15 protein-coding genes are annotated in these 15,173 nt (G+C 69.3%); 3 read left to right on the top strand and 12 right to left on the bottom strand.

Annotated features, from left to right (window positions below; all coding sequences use genetic code 11):
• Both EV670_RS11905 and EV670_RS11900 read left to right on the top strand, forming a co-directional pair.
• Positions 1 to 261, top strand: a complete 261-nt coding sequence (locus tag EV670_RS11905) for a cold-shock protein (protein ID WP_130432318.1) — start codon at positions 1 to 3, stop codon at positions 259 to 261.
• 306 nt (positions 262 to 567) lie between these two features.
• Complete coding sequence (locus EV670_RS11900) at positions 568 to 2,379, top strand: alkyl sulfatase dimerization domain-containing protein (protein ID WP_165393306.1); 1,812 nt, start codon at positions 568 to 570, stop codon at positions 2,377 to 2,379.
• A gap of 97 nt (positions 2,380 to 2,476) precedes the next feature.
• Here EV670_RS11900 and icd read toward each other — a convergent pair whose 3' ends face one another.
• The 10 genes from icd to EV670_RS11850 form a co-directional block, all read right to left on the bottom strand.
• The gene (gene icd / locus EV670_RS11895; protein ID WP_130432314.1) at positions 2,477 to 3,730 is read right to left on the bottom strand and encodes an NADP-dependent isocitrate dehydrogenase; all 1,254 of its coding nucleotides are present in this window, start codon (positions 3,728 to 3,730) and stop codon (positions 2,477 to 2,479) included.
• 121 nt (positions 3,731 to 3,851) lie between these two features.
• The gene (locus tag EV670_RS11890) at positions 3,852 to 4,562 is read right to left on the bottom strand and encodes a sulfite exporter TauE/SafE family protein (RefSeq protein WP_165393305.1); all 711 of its coding nucleotides are present in this window, start codon (positions 4,560 to 4,562) and stop codon (positions 3,852 to 3,854) included.
• A 4-nt stretch (positions 4,563 to 4,566) separates the two neighbouring features.
• Positions 4,567 to 4,836 (bottom strand): nitrogen fixation protein FixH, encoded by a 270-nt coding sequence (locus EV670_RS11885; RefSeq protein WP_242616932.1) that lies wholly within the window; start codon positions 4,834 to 4,836, stop codon positions 4,567 to 4,569.
• Between the two features lie 4 nt (positions 4,837 to 4,840).
• On the bottom strand, positions 4,841 to 6,301 hold the full coding sequence (ccoG, locus tag EV670_RS11880) for a cytochrome c oxidase accessory protein CcoG (RefSeq protein WP_130432310.1): 1,461 nt from the start codon (positions 6,299 to 6,301) through the stop codon (positions 4,841 to 4,843).
• Between the two features lie 89 nt (positions 6,302 to 6,390).
• Positions 6,391 to 7,311 (bottom strand): cytochrome-c oxidase, cbb3-type subunit III, encoded by a 921-nt coding sequence (gene ccoP, locus EV670_RS11875; RefSeq protein ID WP_130432308.1) that lies wholly within the window; start codon positions 7,309 to 7,311, stop codon positions 6,391 to 6,393.
• Positions 7,304 to 7,516, bottom strand: coding sequence for a cbb3-type cytochrome oxidase subunit 3 (locus EV670_RS11870; RefSeq protein ID WP_130432300.1), 213 nt, complete (start codon positions 7,514 to 7,516; stop codon positions 7,304 to 7,306). The genes ccoP and EV670_RS11870 overlap by 8 nt, the downstream gene beginning before the upstream one ends.
• A 9-nt stretch (positions 7,517 to 7,525) precedes the next feature.
• Positions 7,526 to 8,149 (bottom strand): cytochrome-c oxidase, cbb3-type subunit II, encoded by a 624-nt coding sequence (ccoO, locus tag EV670_RS11865; RefSeq protein ID WP_130432298.1) that lies wholly within the window; start codon positions 8,147 to 8,149, stop codon positions 7,526 to 7,528.
• A 33-nt stretch (positions 8,150 to 8,182) separates the two neighbouring features.
• The gene (gene ccoN, locus EV670_RS11860) at positions 8,183 to 9,640 is read right to left on the bottom strand and encodes a cytochrome-c oxidase, cbb3-type subunit I (protein ID WP_423213579.1); all 1,458 of its coding nucleotides are present in this window, start codon (positions 9,638 to 9,640) and stop codon (positions 8,183 to 8,185) included.
• 84 nt (positions 9,641 to 9,724) lie between these two features.
• On the bottom strand, positions 9,725 to 9,886 hold the full coding sequence (ccoS, locus tag EV670_RS11855) for a cbb3-type cytochrome oxidase assembly protein CcoS (RefSeq protein ID WP_130432296.1): 162 nt from the start codon (positions 9,884 to 9,886) through the stop codon (positions 9,725 to 9,727).
• Between the two features lie 30 nt (positions 9,887 to 9,916).
• A complete protein-coding gene (locus EV670_RS11850; protein WP_130432294.1) occupies positions 9,917 to 12,241 on the bottom strand; it encodes a heavy metal translocating P-type ATPase in 2,325 nt (774 codons plus the stop codon).
• Between the two features lie 44 nt (positions 12,242 to 12,285).
• Here EV670_RS11850 and EV670_RS11845 point away from each other — a divergent pair, with 44 nt between their 5' ends.
• A complete protein-coding gene (locus EV670_RS11845; protein ID WP_130432292.1) occupies positions 12,286 to 12,759 on the top strand; it encodes a DUF192 domain-containing protein in 474 nt (157 codons plus the stop codon).
• 54 nt (positions 12,760 to 12,813) lie between these two features.
• On the opposite strand, the gene EV670_RS11840 is transcribed toward EV670_RS11845, so the two are convergent.
• Together EV670_RS11840 and xseA are read right to left on the bottom strand one after the other, a co-directional pair.
• Positions 12,814 to 13,395, bottom strand: coding sequence for a superoxide dismutase (locus tag EV670_RS11840; RefSeq protein ID WP_130432290.1), 582 nt, complete (start codon positions 13,393 to 13,395; stop codon positions 12,814 to 12,816).
• Between the two features lie 124 nt (positions 13,396 to 13,519).
• Complete coding sequence (xseA, locus tag EV670_RS11835) at positions 13,520 to 14,833, bottom strand: exodeoxyribonuclease VII large subunit (protein WP_130432288.1); 1,314 nt, start codon at positions 14,831 to 14,833, stop codon at positions 13,520 to 13,522.
• Positions 14,834 to 15,173: the final 340 nt, after the last annotated feature.

Raw genomic sequence — 15,173 nt, 5'->3', positions numbered from 1 at the left:
ATGGCAACCGGCACCGTCAAATGGTTCAACGACGCCAAGGGATTCGGGTTCATCGAGCCCGAAGGCGGCGGTGAAGATGTGTTCGCCCATTTCTCGGCGATCCAGATGGAGGGCTTCCGCACCCTCAAGCAGGGCTCGCGCGTGAGTTTCGAGCTGGTCGACGGTCCCAAGGGCAAGCTGGCGCAGAACATCTCGGCGCTCGAGACGGGCAGCGTGGCCCGCTCGGGAAGCGAGGCCTCGGCCCCGCAGATCTCTCCCTGAGCAGGCCACCCGAGCAAAAAGCCCGCCTTCCGGCGGGCTTTTTGCGTGTTGCGTCTTCGCCTCGGCGCAGTGGCCGGCGCGCGACGACGCATGTTCTCGATCAAGGCAGGGTGACGCGCCCAAGCCACGGCCAGGCAACGCGTCGCGGCCCCGACAACGTCCGCCGATCGACCGCCGGCCTCCCGATCCTCAGCGGCAGGCTCGGCAAGAGGACATACTCACCTTGACCTTGCCGCGCAAGGCGCGCCGGCAACATCGTGCTGGTTGGCGATGTTTCCCCAGTGGCCCCCTGGAGGAGTCCAAGCCATGAGCCGGTTTTCCGTCGCGTTCGCCGTTCTCACGACTCCTGCGCTGCTGCTGGCATCGGCCGGCCTCGTCGCGGCCGAGCCGCCGCCGCGTCCGGACAAGTACTTCGTGCCGTTCTCGGCGCCGCAGAACTTCATCGACCACGCCCGCTACTTCAAGGAAGAGGCGATCAAGGTCGGGCCGTACAAGATCTGGAGCATCAACACGCCGAACGGCGGCATCGGCAACGTCATCGTCATCGAGGGCACCGATGGCGTGGTGCTGATCGACTCCAGCGTGGGCGTCGAGCACGCCACCAGGGCCCGCGAACTGATGCGCGGGCTCACCAGCAAGCCGGTCGTCGCGCTGATCTACACGCACCACCACGCGGATCACACGAACGGCACGGCGGCCTTCGTCAGCCGGGAGGACGCGCAAAGCGGCAAGGTCAAGATCATCGCCGCCGAGAACTTCATGCGCGAGAACGAGCGCGAGAACGGCGCCAGCGGCCCGATCATGGCGCTGCGCGCGGGCTACATGTACGGCGTCCTGCTGCCGCCCGACGCCGAGGGCACCCACTACCACATCGGCTGCTGCGGCTTCACCGTCACCGGCGCGCCCGGCTTCATCGCTCCCAACACGCTGGTGCCGCTCGACAAGCCGACCGAGATGACGCTGGCCGGGCTCAAGTTCGTGTTCTTCCACACCGGCGGCGAGGCGGCCAGCCACATCGGCATCTACCTTCCCCAGCAACGCATCGTCTTCGCGGGCGACGAGATCCAGGGGCCGACCTTCCCGCAGCTCCATTCGCTGCGCGGCACACGGCCGCGCGACATCGAACGCTGGTTCGGCGCGATCGACAGGATGCGCGCCTACAAGGCGGACTACCTGGTGCCCGGCCATGGGCAGATCGTCGCCGGGGCCGACAAGGTCGAGACCATGCTCACCAACTACCGGGACGCGATGCAGTACGTGCTCGACCAGAGCGTGCGGCTCATCAACATGGGCCTGACGCCGGACGAGCTCGCCGAGACCGTGGCCCTGCCCAAGGCGGTGCAGGTCGAGCCCTGGGGCATCGAGTACTACGGCAACGTCCACGTGAGCACCCGCAACGTGTACGGCGGCTACATCAGCTGGTGGAACGGCGATCCGGCCGAGCTCGGCCCGACCCCGCGCCTGGAGAAGGCACGCCGGACGGTCGCGATGATGGGCGGTCGCGACAAGGTCTTTGCCGAGGCGGAGCGGGCCTTCTTTGCCGGCGACGCCCAGTGGGCGGCCGAGCTGACGACCCCGCTGATCCGAATCGACATGAACGACTGGCCGGCGCGACACCTGAAGGCGGCGGCGCTGCGGGTGATCGGCTACAAGCAGACCAGCAGCAGCCTGCGCGGCTTCTACCTGACCGGCGCGCTCGAGATCGAGGGCAAGGTCGATCCGGCCGCGCTGCAGCGCAAACTCGCCGCGCAGATCTTCGCGGCCGAGACCGAGCCGAGCGAAACACTGTTCAACATGCTGCGCTACAGGATCAATCCGCAGCGAGCCTCCGGCAAGCTCCTGAGGCTGGGCTACAGGCTCACCGACACGAACGAGGACTTCACGCTGACGCTGCGCAACAGCGTGCTGCAGGTTCAGACCGAGCGCGTGGCCGAGGAGGATGCCCGGGTCGAGATGACGCGCAAGCAGTTCAACCAGTTGCTCGACGGCACCCTGAGCCACGACAAGGCGGTGGCCGGCGGCGCCAGGATCAGCGGCAATCCGGCGGTCATCGGCGAGCTCTTCGCAGTGATGGACCGACCCGAGGAACTGCCGACGCCCAACACCTCGCTGCGCTGAAGCCGAAGACAGGACGCTCCGACAACGACAAGGCCCCGATCTCCTGCGGGAGATCGGGGCCTCGTTGCGAGAACTCAGCGGACGTCGTGAGACGGACTCACATGTGCTCGATCATCACCTGGCCGAAGCCCGAGCAGCTGACCTGGGTCGCGCCCTCGAGCAGGCGCGCGAAGTCGTAGGTCACCTTCTTGCTCAGGATCGACTTCTCCATCGACGAGATGATCAGGTCGGCGGCCTCGGTCCAGCCCATGTGGCGCAGCATCATCTCGGCCGAGAGGATCTCGGAGCCCGGGTTCACGTAGTCCTTGCCGGCGTACTTGGGCGCGGTGCCGTGGGTGGCCTCGAACATCGCGATCGAGTCGCTCAGGTTCGCACCCGGGGCGATGCCGATGCCGCCGACCTGCGCGGCCAGCGCGTCGGAGACGTAGTCGCCGTTGAGGTTGAGCGTGGCGATCACCGAGTACTCGGCCGGCCGGAGCAGGATCTGCTGCAGGAAGGCATCGGCGATCACGTCCTTGATGACGATGTCCTTGCCGGTCCGCGGGTTCTTGAACTTGGCCCACGGGCCGCCGTCGATCAGCTCGGCGCCGAACTCCTTCTGCGCCAGCGCGTAGCCCCAGTCACGGAAGCCACCTTCGGTGAACTTCATGATGTTGCCCTTGTGCACCAGCGTCACGCTCGACTTGTCGTTGTCGATCGCGTACTGGATCGCCTTGCGCACCAGGCGCTCGGTGCCCTCGCGCGAGACCGGCTTGACGCCGATGCCCGAGGTGCCGGGGAAGCGGATCTTCTTGACGCCGAGTTCGTCCTGCAGGAACTTGATCAGCTTCTTGGCCTTGTCGCTCTCGGCCTCGAACTCGATGCCGGCGTAGATGTCTTCCGAGTTCTCGCGGAAGATCACCATGTCGGTCTTGTGCGGCTCCTTCACCGGGCTCGGCACGCCCTTGAAGTACTGGATCGGGCGCAGGCAGACGTAGAGGTCGAGTTCCTGGCGCAGCGCGACGTTGAGCGAGCGGATGCCGCCGCCCACCGGCGTCGTCAGCGGGCCCTTGATCGAGACCACGTACTCCTTGAGCACCTGCAGCGTCTCTTCCGGCAGCCAGACGTCGGGGCCGTAGACCTTGGTCGACTTCTCGCCGGCGTAGATCTCCATCCAGTGGATCTTGCGCTTGCCGCCGTAGCTCTTCTCGACCGCGGCGTCGACGACCTTGATCATCACCGGCGTGATGTCGAAGCCGGTGCCGTCACCCTCGATGTACGGAATGATCGGCTGGTCGGGGACGTTCAGCGAGTAGTCGGCGTTGACGGTGATCTTCTGGCCGCCCGCGGGCACCTTGATGTGCTGGTACATGAGGCTCTCTTTCGTCTTCGCGAAGGCATCGCGATGGGATTCGGGGCAGACCCTGAAGCACTACCGGGTCCGGCTTGAAATTGTAGGCGACACCCGGCTCGGTCCAGCCCGGCTCGCGAGCTCAACCCGGAAGGCACCAGGGCGCTGCGGCGCCACCGCGCAGCGTCTGCAGCAGGGTCCAGGCGCCGGCTGCCACCAGCAGCGCGCCGGCACCGCGGATCGCCAGCGTGGCCACGCGCTGGCCGCGCTCGGCCGCGGCGAGTCGCCCCAGCAGCAGCGGCAGCGCCAGCAGGCCACCGGCGCTGGTCAGCGCGAAGGCGCCCATCACCAGCGCCCCCGACGCCGGCGAGCTCGCCAGCGTCGCGACGGCCAGCGCCGCGTAGAGCAGTCCGCAGGGCCAGCCGACCCAGGCCAGGCCCAGGCCGAAGGCCAGCGCCGGTCGCCGCTTCGGTGGCGCCGCGTGCCGACCCGGCCCCTGCACCGGCAGCCACGCCGCCGGGCCGGGGCCGAGCGACCAGAACGGCGGCCGACCGCTGATCAGCAGCCACAGGCCGAGCACCAGGCCGGCCGCCTGCAGCAGCGTCCACAGCGGGCGCAGCCAGGCCGAGCTGCGCACGAGTTCGAACATCGCACCGCTGCCGGCCGCGACCAGCGCACCGGCAGCGGCATAGGCCAGCAGGCGACCACCATGCCAGGCGCCGAGCGCCCGCGCCGGGCGGTCGCCGCCACAGCCGCGCGCGATCGCATGGCAGGGCGCGGTGCACATCGCCAGGCAATGCGGGCTGCCGGCCGCGCCCATCAGCGCGGCGGCGGCGATCAGTGGCCAGTCCAAGGCTTCAGCGCGTCGGCGTGGCGCCGCTGCGCTCCGGTGTCGGCGCCGCAGGCGTGTTCGCGAGGTTGCGCCCCTCGCGTGCCGGCAGCGCGGCGCGCCCCGCATCGCTCGCGTCGCGCGGCACGACGATGTCGGCGCCGCGCACCGCGATCACCACCGTCGTCAGCCCCGCCACCACCACCACCAGCGGCCCGCCGATCACCAGCCACCAGATCGGCATTCGCCACCAGCGGTTGTCGGTGTCGGCCGGGTCGGCTTGCGAATCCTGATTCATGGCATCAACGGGGAATGATGAAGGTCGATTTCTCGGCCACGTGGGCGCCCTCGCCCTGCTGCCTGACCACGAACTCGATAGCATGGGCGCCGGCACCAAGAGTCTGCGCCGCCTGCGGCGGAATCTGCACCGCCACCGGCACCCAGCGGGATTCGGCCGGGCCGAGCACGAGCGCGCCGCGAACCTCGGCCTGGGCGCCGTCGATACCGCGCACCTCGATCACCAGCGGCACCGCCGACTCGGTGCTGTTCATCAGTTGCAGCCGGTAGCTGTTCTCGATGCGGCCGTCCTCGACCAGACGCGCCAGGGCACCGCGGTCGCGCACGACATCGACCCGCAAGGGCTGACGCAGCCAAAGCGAGGCGACGAAGGCGCTGCCGATCGCCGCCAGGATCAGCCCGTAGACGATCACCCGTGGCCGCAGCATGCGCTTGAGCGTCAGGTGCTCGCGTTCGCCGGCGTCGATCTCGCGCTGGGTGGCGTAGCGGATCAGCCCGCGCGGGTACTCCATCTTGTCCATCACGCCGTCGCAGACGTCGATGCAGGCGGCGCAGCCGATGCATTCGTACTGCAGGCCCTTGCGGATGTCGATGCCGGTCGGGCAGACCTGCACGCACAGCGTGCAGTCGATGCAGTCGCCCTTGCCGGCGGCCGCCAGTGCCTCGTGCTTGGTGCTGCGCGGGCGCGAGCCGCGCGGCTCGCCGCGGTGGGGGTCGTAGCTGATGATCAGCGTGTCGGGGTCGAACATCACGCCCTGGAAGCGGGCGTAGGGGCACATGTACTTGCAGACCTGCTCGCGCATGAAGCCGGCGTTGCCGTAGGTCGCGAAGCCGTAGAACAGGATCCAGAAGCTCTCCCAGGGTCCGAGCCCGAAGGACGCCACGCCGCGCGCGAGTTCGCGGATCGGCGTGAAGTAGCCGACGAAGGTGAAGCCGGTCCACAGGCCGATCGCGATCCAGATCAGGTGCTTGCCGCCGCGGCGCATCAGCTTTTGCGCGGTCCAGCCGGAGGCATCGAGCTTGAGGCGCGCGTTGCGGTCGCCCTCGCACTTGTGCTCCACCCACATGAAGATCTCGGTGTAGACCGTTTGCGGGCAGGTGTAGCCGCACCACAGGCGGCCGGCGACCGCGGTGAACAGGAACAGGCCATAGGCGCTGAGGATCAGCAGCCCGGTCAGGAAGATGAAGTCCTGCGGATACAGGACCAGGTTGAAGATGTAGAAGCGGCGCTCGCCGAGGTCGAACAGCACCGCCGGTCGGCCGTTCCAGCTGAGCCACGGCAGGCCGTAGAACACCAGTTGCGTGAGCCAGACCATGGCCCAGCGCCAGGTCGCGAAACGGCCGCTGACGGCGCGCGCCTGGATCTTGGCCTCCGACTGGAACATCGAGACGATCTCGCCGGCGGCATCGCCCGCCGCCGGCATGATCGGCACGACGCGCGCGCCGGGCCGTGGGGTTTCAGCCATGAACGGGTCAGGCCAGGCGCCGGGCTGCCCCGAGCGGGCCTGCAGCCCCTCGTGGGGCCGCGAGCGAGGCGAGCGCCGTCGTCGTCATTTCAGCGCGATGCCGGGACGCCGGCGGCAGGCACCGACAGGCTCTTGACATGGGCGGCCAGGATGCGGATCTGCGGCTCCGAGAGCCGCCCCTCGAAGGCCGGCATCACGTTGAGCTTGCCCTCGCTGATCATCCTGATCACCGCCTCCTCGCCCCAGCCGTGCAGCCAGTTCTTGTCGGTGAGGTTGGGCGCGCCGAGCGCGGCGTTGCCCTTGCCGTCGGCACCATGGCAGGCCGCGCACGCGACGAACTTGGAGCGACCGAGCTGCGCGGCAATGTTATTGTGCGGGCTGCCCGACAGGCTCAGCACGTAGTTGGCGACGTTGCGCACGTCCTCGGCGCTGCCGACCGCGGCGGCCATCGGCGGCATGTTGCCCTGGCGACCCTGGGTGATGGTCTGGACGATGTTGGCCTGCTCGCCACCCCAGAGCCAGTCGCCGTCGGTCAGGTTGGGGAAGCCCTTGCTGCCGCGCGCGTCCGAGCCATGGCACATCGCGCAGTTGTTGAGGAAGAGCCGCTCGCCGATCGCACGCACCTCGGCATTGCCGATCAGCTGCTCGTCCGACATCGCGGCAAAGGGCGCGTAGCGCTCGGCCATCTTGGCCGCCGCACGCGCCTGCTCGGCCTCGTACTGGCCTTCGGATGTCCAGCCGAGCCGGCCCGGGTTGGCGCCAAGGCCGGGATAGAGCACCAGGTAGATCGCGCCGAACACGACCGTCAGCACGAACAGCCCCATCCACCAGCGTGGCAGCGGATTGTTGAGCTCCTTCAGGTCGACATCCCAGGTGTGGCCGGTCGTGTTGTCGGCCGCCATCACCTTGCGCCGCGCCGCGATGACCAGCAGCGCAAGGCAGGCCAGCAGGCTCAGCACGGTGACGATCGCGATGTAGAGCGACCAGCCGCGCGAGACGAAGTCACTCATGGCGAGGCTCCTTCTTCAGAGAGTTCGGGCCATCCGGATCAGCGTGGGCGGCGTTCGCCTCGCGCCTGCGGTCGTCGAGGAAGGGCAACTGCGCCGCCTCGTCGAAGCGCTGCTTGTTGCGCCGCGAGTAGGCCCAGACGACGATGCCGACGAAGACGACCAGCAACAGCACCGTCGTCAGGCTGCGCCATTGGTTGATGTCCATCGGCCGCTCCTACTTGATCGAGGTGCCCAGCACCTGCAGGTAGGCGACCAGCGCATCGAGCTCGGTCTTGCCCTTGACCTCGGCGGCGGCGCCGGCGATCTCCTCGTCGGTGTAGCCCGCGCCAAGCGTGCGCAGCGCGCGCATCTTGGGCGCCAGTTCCTCGGGCACCAGCGCGGTCTTCGGCAGCCAGGGATAGGCCGGCATGTTGGACTCGGGCACCAGGTCGCGCGGGTTGATCAGGTGAATGCGGTGCCAGTCGTCGCTGTACTTGCCGCCCACGCGGTGCAGGTCGGGGCCGGTGCGCTTGCTGCCCCACTGGAACGGCCGGTCGTAGACGAACTCGCCGGCGCGCGAGAAGGGCCCGTAGCGCAGCGTCTCGGCACGCAGCGGCCGGATCATCTGCGAGTGGCAGTTGTAGCAGCCCTCGCGCACGTAGATGTCGCGCCCGGCCAGTTGCAGCGGACCGTAGGGCTTGAGTCCCGGCGCCGCGGTCGTGGTGCTGGTCTGGAAGAACAGCGGCACGATCTCGACCAGCCCGCCGATCGCGATCGTGATCAGGATCAGCACGATCAGCAGCAGGTTGTTGGTCTCGATCTTCTGGTGGCTGAAGCCGTCGGAGGATGGATCACTCATGCCTTGCTCCCCTGTTGCGTTTCGGCGGATCGATCAGGCCGTCGCCAGCACGGCCGGCACCGGCTCGCGCACGACCTGGCCGGCGCGCACCGTCATCACCACATTCCAGGCCATCAGCAGCATGCCGGCCAGGTACAGCAGGCCGCCGAGCAGGCGCACCACGTAGAACGGATAGGTGGCCTTGACGCTCTCGACGAAGCTGTAGACCAGGGTGCCGTCGGGGTTGACCGAACGCCACATCAGGCCCTGCATCACGCCCGCGATCCACATCGCGGCGATGTAGAGCACGATGCCGATGGTGGCGATCCAGAAGTGCAGCTCGATCGCCGGCACGCTGTACATCTGGCGCCTGCCGTACATGCGCGGGATCAGGTAGTAGAGCGAGCCGAAGGAGATCAGGCCGACCCAGCCGAGGGCGCCGCTGTGCACGTGGCCGATGGTCCAGTCGGTGTAGTGACTGAGCGCGTTGACCGTCTTGATCGACATCATCGGCCCCTCGAAGGTCGACATGCCGTAGAAGCTCAGCGAGACGATCAGGAACTTCAGGATCGGGTCATCGCGCAGTTTGTGCCAGGCACCGCTGAGCGTCATGATGCCGTTGATCATGCCGCCCCAGCTCGGTGCCAGCAGCACCAGCGAGAACACCATGCCGACGCTCTGCACCCAGTCGGGCAGCGCGGTGTAGTGCAGGTGGTGCGGGCCGGCCCACATGTAGGTGAAGATCAGCGCCCAGAAGTGGACGATCGACAGCCGGTACGAATACACCGGGCGATCGGCCTGCTTCGGGATGTAGTAGTACATCATCCCGAGGAAGCCGGCGGTGAGGAAGAAGCCGACCGCGTTATGGCCGTACCACCACTGCACCATCGCGTCCTGCACGCCGGCGTAGGCCGAGTAGCTCTTCCACAGGCTGACCGGCAGCGCCGCGCTGTTGACCACGTGCAGCAGCGCCACCGCCAGGATGAAGGCGCCGAAGAACCAGTTCGCGACGTAGATGTGGCGCACCTTGCGCATGCCGATGGTGCCGAAGAAGACGATCGCGTAGGACACCCAGACCAGCGTGATCAGGATGTCGATCGGCCACTCGAGCTCGGCGTACTCCTTGGAACTGGTGATGCCCAGCGGCAGCGTGATCACGGCCGAGACGATCACCAGTTGCCAGCCCCAGAACGTGAGCTCGGCCAGCCAGGGCGCGAACAGCCGGGTCTGGCAGGTGCGCTGCACGACGTGGTAGCTGGTGGCGAAGAGCGCGCAGCCGCCGAAGGCAAAGATCACCGCATTGGTGTGCAGCGGCCGCAGCCGGCCATAGCTGAGCCAGGGGATGCCGAAGTTGAGCTCCGGCCAAGCCAGCTGGGCGGCGATGAAGACGCCGACCGTCATGCCGACCACGCCCCACAGCACCGCCGCCAGCGAGAACTGGCGTATCACGCGATCGTCGTAGCTCGGCATGGCCGTGCCGCGGGTTCCGGCTGAAGCTGCAGCTGCACTCATCGTCCCTCTCCTTGTCGGCTATGGCTCAAACAGCGGACATTCTCCGGGGCCGGGCGTCGACCGGACTTGACCTGGATCAGGGTCTCACTCGACGCGCGTTGCTTCGGCCGGGGTCTCTTCGAGCAGCCGCTGGCCCTCGCGCTCGAGGTCCTCGAACTGCCCGCTGTGAAGCGCCCAGGCAAAGACGCCAAGGATCGCAAGCACCAGCAGCACCGACAGCGGCACCAGCAAAAAGAGAATGTCCACGCTTGATGCTCGCACGCCGGGCGCCGCCTGTCACCCGCTGGTTGTTGCCGGCGTCCGGTCGCTGTCCATGCGCGGGCTCGACAGCAGCCGCAAGGAGTTACCCACCACCAGCAGCGAGCTCAGCGCCATGCCGAGCCCGGCGGCCCACGGCGCGAGCAGGCCGGCCAGCGCCAGCGGCAGGGCCAGCAGGTTGTAGATCACGGCCCAGGCCAGGTTCTGGCGCATCAGCTGCCGCGTGCGGCGCGCCAGCCTGCGGGCCGCGGCGATCTCCGGCAGGCGGCTGCCGAGTACCACCAGATCGGCGCGCAACTGCGTCAGCGCGGCGCCATGGCCGAGTGCGATCGAGACATCGGCCTGGGCCACCACCGGCGCATCGTTGAGGCCGTCGCCGACCACCAGCACGCGCCGTCCCTCGGCCTGCTCGCGCTCGACCGCCAGCCGCTTGTCCTGCGGCGTGGCCGAGGCCTGCCAGGCATCGGCTCCGACCCGCCGCGCCAGCACCTCGACGGCGCCGGCACGGTCGCCGGACAGCACCTGCACCCGCACGCCGTCGGCACGCAACGCAGCTACCAGCGCGTCCGCCCCGGCGCGCGGGACCTCGTCGAACTCGAAGCGCCACGCGCTGCCGGTGGCGCCGGGCGTCACCGCGGCGAAGTACAGCGCCGGCCGGCCCGGGTCGCTGTCGTCGTCGGCGCCGACGAAGGACGCGCTGCCCAGCCGCCAGCGCCGGCCCTGGGCGTCCGCAGCCTCGAGACCGGCGCCGGGCTGCTCGCGCAACTCGGTCCAGGCGGTCGCGTCGGCATCGACGCTCGCCGCCAGCGCCTGCGCCAGCGGGTGGCGCGACTGGCGCGCTAGCGCCGCGGCGGCGGCCAGCGGCGCGCCCTGCTCCGGCACGACGCGCGCCAGCGCCAGGCGCTCGTCGCTGAGCGTGCCGGTCTTGTCGAAGGCCGCCACGTCGATCGCCGCCAGCGTCTCGATCGCGTCCAGCCGTTGCACCAGCACGCCGCGCCGCGCCAGTTCGGTCGCCGCCGCCAGCAGCCCGGTCGGCGCGGCGATAGCCAGCGCGCACGGGCAGCTCACCACCAGCACAGCGACCGCGACCGCGAGCGCCTGCGTCGGATCGATCCGTTGCCAGCCGATGAAGGCAGCCAGCGCGAGCAGCAGCACCACGGCCATGAACGGCCCGGCGATGCGGTCGGCCAGGCGCAGCGTCGGCGGCCGCGCGAGACCGGCGCGATCGACCAAGTCGGCAATCTGCTGCTGGCGTGTGTCGGCACCGAGGCGCTCGACGCGCATCAGCAGCGGCGCGGCAAGATTGAGGCTGCCGGCCACCACCGCATCGCCGACACGGCGCTCGACCGGGCGCGACTCGCCGCTGAGCAGCGCCTCGTCGAGCGCGCTCTCGCCCTCGAGCACCACGCCATCGCCCGGCACCAGTTGCCCGGCGGCGACGCGGACGCGGTCGCCGACGCGCAGCCGCAGCACCGGCACCAGGCTGAAGCGGCCGTCGTCGCTCTCGCGCTCGACGCTGTCGGGCAGGCGCCGCAGCAGCACGTCGAGCGCGCGCCGACTGCGCCCGCGCAGGCGCTGCTCGAGCCAGCGACCGGCAAGCAGGAAGGTGACGAACATCGTCAGCGAGTCGAACCAGACATCATCGCCAAAGGCGCCGCCAGGGGCGAAGGTGGCGCCGGTCGAGGCGACGAAGGTGATGACGATCGCCAGCGCCACCGGCAGGTCCATACCGATGCGCCCGGCGCGCAGCGCGCGCCAGGCGCCGCTGAAGAAGGGCGTCGCCGAGAACATCAGCACCGGCAGGCTCATGACCCAGCCGGCCCAGCGCAGCAGCTGGTCGAACTCGGCGCCGATCTCGGCCCGCGTCGCGAGGTAGGACGGTGCCGCCACCATCATCACCTGCATCATGCAGAAGGCCGCGACGAACAGCCGCCACAGTGCGTCGCGCTCGGCACGCCGCTGCGCCTCGAGCACGGCCTCGGCATGGGCCGGATGGGCGCTGTAGCCGGCGCGCCGCACCGCCTCGATCAGCGCGGCAGCGCCGGTGCGCTGCGGGTCCCAGCGCACCAGCGCCCGCTCGCGCGCCGCATTGACCTGCACCGCGCCGACGCCGGGCTCCTGGCGCAGCGCGGCTTCGATGATGCCGGCGCAGGCGGCGCAGTGCAGGCCGCCGAGTGCGAACAGCGTCTGCGCCTCGCGCGTGCCATCGGCGCGCTCGCGCCACTCGGTGCACTCGGCAAGCGCCAGGTCGTCGTCGAGCGCGGTGGCGGCACGGGCGTCGAGCGCCAACGAAGCCGGCGTCGGCTGCACGGGGCTGATCGGCGACGAGATGGCTGCGCTCATGGGCTGCGCTAATCTAGCCGCATTCCCTGCCTTCGTTTCCGTCCATGCGCGTCGCCTTGATCCATCGCATCCTTCGTTCCTTCTTCACCCGCATGCTGTTGCCGGCAGGCCTCGTTGCGGCGCCATTTGCACAGGCCCAGGAGGCGCCGCAGAAGCTGAGCCAGGTCCAGCTCAGCGCCGGCATGCACCTGATCCATGCCGAGGTCGCGCGCACCGAGGAGCAACGCTCGATCGGCCTGATGCACCGGCCGAGCCTGGCCGCCAACGACGGCATGCTGTTCGTCTTCGACCGGCCGGGCGTGCAGTGCTTCTGGATGAAGAACACGCTGATCCCGCTGTCGATCGCCTTCGTCGCCGACGACGGCACCATCGTCAACATCGCCGAGATGAAGCCGCGGAGCCTTGACTCGCATTGCTCGGCCAAGCCGGTCAGGCTCGCGCTCGAGATGAACAGCGGCTGGTTCGCCAAGCGCGGCATCGCCAGCGGCGCCACGATCGGCGGCATCGCCGCCAAATGAGAACGGCCGGCCGGGACATCAAGCCCGGCCGGCCGTTCTGTTCAGACCGGGCACTCAGGCGAAGTTGGCCTGCGCGAAGTCCCAGTTCACCAGCGAGTTGAGGAAGGCCTCGACGAACTTCGGCCGCGCGTTGCGGTAGTCGATGTAGTAGGCGTGCTCCCAGACGTCGATCGTCAGCAGTGCCTTGTCGACGCCGGTCAGCGGCGTGCCGGCAGCGCCCATGTTGACGATGTCGACGCTGCCATCGGTCTTCTTGACGAGCCAGGTCCAGCCGGAGCCGAAGTTGCCGACCGCGCTCTTGGCGAAGGCTTCCTTGAAGGCGGCATAGCTGCCCCACTTGGCATCGATGGCCGCGGCCAGCGCGCCGCTCGGTGCGCCGCCGCCGGCCGGCTTCATGCAGTTCCAGAAGAAGGTGTGGTTCCAGATCTGCGCCGCGTTGTTGTAGAGGCCGCCGGAGGCCTTCTTGACCACGTCCTCGAGCGGCGCTTCTTCGAACTCGGTGCCCTTGATCAGGTTGTTGAGGTTCGTGACGTAGGCCTGATGGTGCTTGCCGTAGTGGTATTCGAAGGTTTCCTTCGACAGGTGCGGCGCGAGCGCGTCCATCGCGTACGGCAGCGGCGGCAGGGTGTGTTCCATGAGCGGTGTCCTTCCTTCTGGCTTGAAGAGCTTGGGTGGGTGACCGGGTTGTCGATGGCGGCAGTTGCCGGCTCGAGATCGAATGATTGTAGGCAGCGCGCTTGGCCTTGGCGGGCGCGCAGGATCAGCCTGCAGGCAACGCCGCCGGCTGCACGGCCGTGACGCTGGCCTCGACCCGGCCATCGGCCAGCATCGCCGCGAACTCGGCGCCGACCGAGAGTTGCGACACCGAGCTCAGCGGCGCGCCGCCGGCATCGACCAGACGCGCGTAGCCACGCGCCAGCACGCGCTGCGGATCGAGCCCCTCCAGGCGCGTCGCCGCCAGCGACAGCCGCTGCTGCTGGCGCTCGCGGCCGCGCGCCCCGGCCTGCAGCCAGCGCGTCGCCAGACGCCGCTCGCGCTCGGCGCACTCGGTGAGCCTGCGCGCCACCGCGGCGCGCAGGCGACCGGCCAGCAGCGCCAACCGGGCCTGACGCGCCGCCAGCGCGTGGCCGGGGCGGGCCAGCCGCAGCGCCGCGCGGTCGAGCCGCTGCGCATCGGCGTCGAGGCGCCGGTGCAGGCCACGCCACAGGCCATCGGCCAGCGACTGCAAGTCGGCCAGCAGTTCATCGCGCGGCGGCGCCGCGAGCTCGGCGGCCGCGGTCGGCGTCGGCGCGCGCAGGTCGGCCGCGAAGTCGGCCAGCGTGACGTCGGTCTCGTGGCCGACGCCACTGATCACCGGCACCGAGCAGGCCGCGATCGCGCGCACGACGACCGCCTCGTTGAAGGCCCACAGATCCTCGAGCGAGCCGCCGCCGCGGCAGACCAGCAGCGTGTCGACCTCGGCCCGGCGCGAGGCGAGAGCTATCGCCGCCGCCAGTTGCGCCGGTGCGTCGGCGCCCTGCACCGGGCTCGGGTAGACCAGCAACTCGACCTGCGGCGCGCGCCGTGCCAGCGCGGTGGCCACGTCGCGCAGCACCGCGGCGCCGAGTGAGGTGACGATGCCGACGCGGCGCGGATAGCCCGGCAGCGGCCGCTTGCGCGCCGCATCGAACAGGCCCTCGGCCTCGAGTTCGGCCTTGAGCCGCAGGAAGCGCTCGTAGAGAGCGCCGGCTCCGGCGCGCTGCAAGGACTCGACGATGAACTGCAACTCGCCACGCGGCTCGTAGACCGCAAGCCGGCCACGCAACTCGACCGCGTCGCCCTCCTGCGGCGGCGAGGCCATCAGCGCCGCCGCACGACGAAACATCGCGCAGCGCAGCGAGGCCGCGCCTTCGGCATCCTTCAGCGTGAAGTAGCAATGACCGCTGGCGGCACGCGTGAAGCCGCCGATCTCGCCGCGCACGCTGACCACCGCGAAGCGCTGTGCCAGCGTGTCGGCCACCGCGCGCACCAGCGCGGCGACCTCCCACACCTGGCGCGCGCCGGTGCGCTCCGTCAGGTCTTCAAGCCCGGCCATGGACCTGCGCATCCGCCGCCAGGGCGCGCCATTGCTGGCCCGGGTACTCCACACGCCAGCAATGGCGCGGGCCGCGCCGCATTGAGCTTGTCATCATCTCGTCGCAATCTCGCAAGACGTTGATTTATATAGACTTTTTGTTGCTCATTCTTTGAGCAATCTGAACCGGAGCACGCAACGACGCGGTCTGCGCGGGTGTCGGGGGCGGTTTCCCACAAAGTTGTCCACAAGTTCGGTGGACGGCGCGGCCGCCATTCGTGAACTGTCCACGCCAGAAAACAAATGGACGCCGTTTGCAAGGCCGTGGTCTGCCGTTGGCCGCCATAATCCGCGCCGATTC

It is taken from the genome of Rivibacter subsaxonicus (assembly GCF_004217215.1).
GTDB lineage: Bacteria > Pseudomonadota > Gammaproteobacteria > Burkholderiales > Burkholderiaceae_C > Rivibacter > Rivibacter subsaxonicus.
This window is presented reverse-complemented; position numbering and strand designations above follow the sequence as displayed.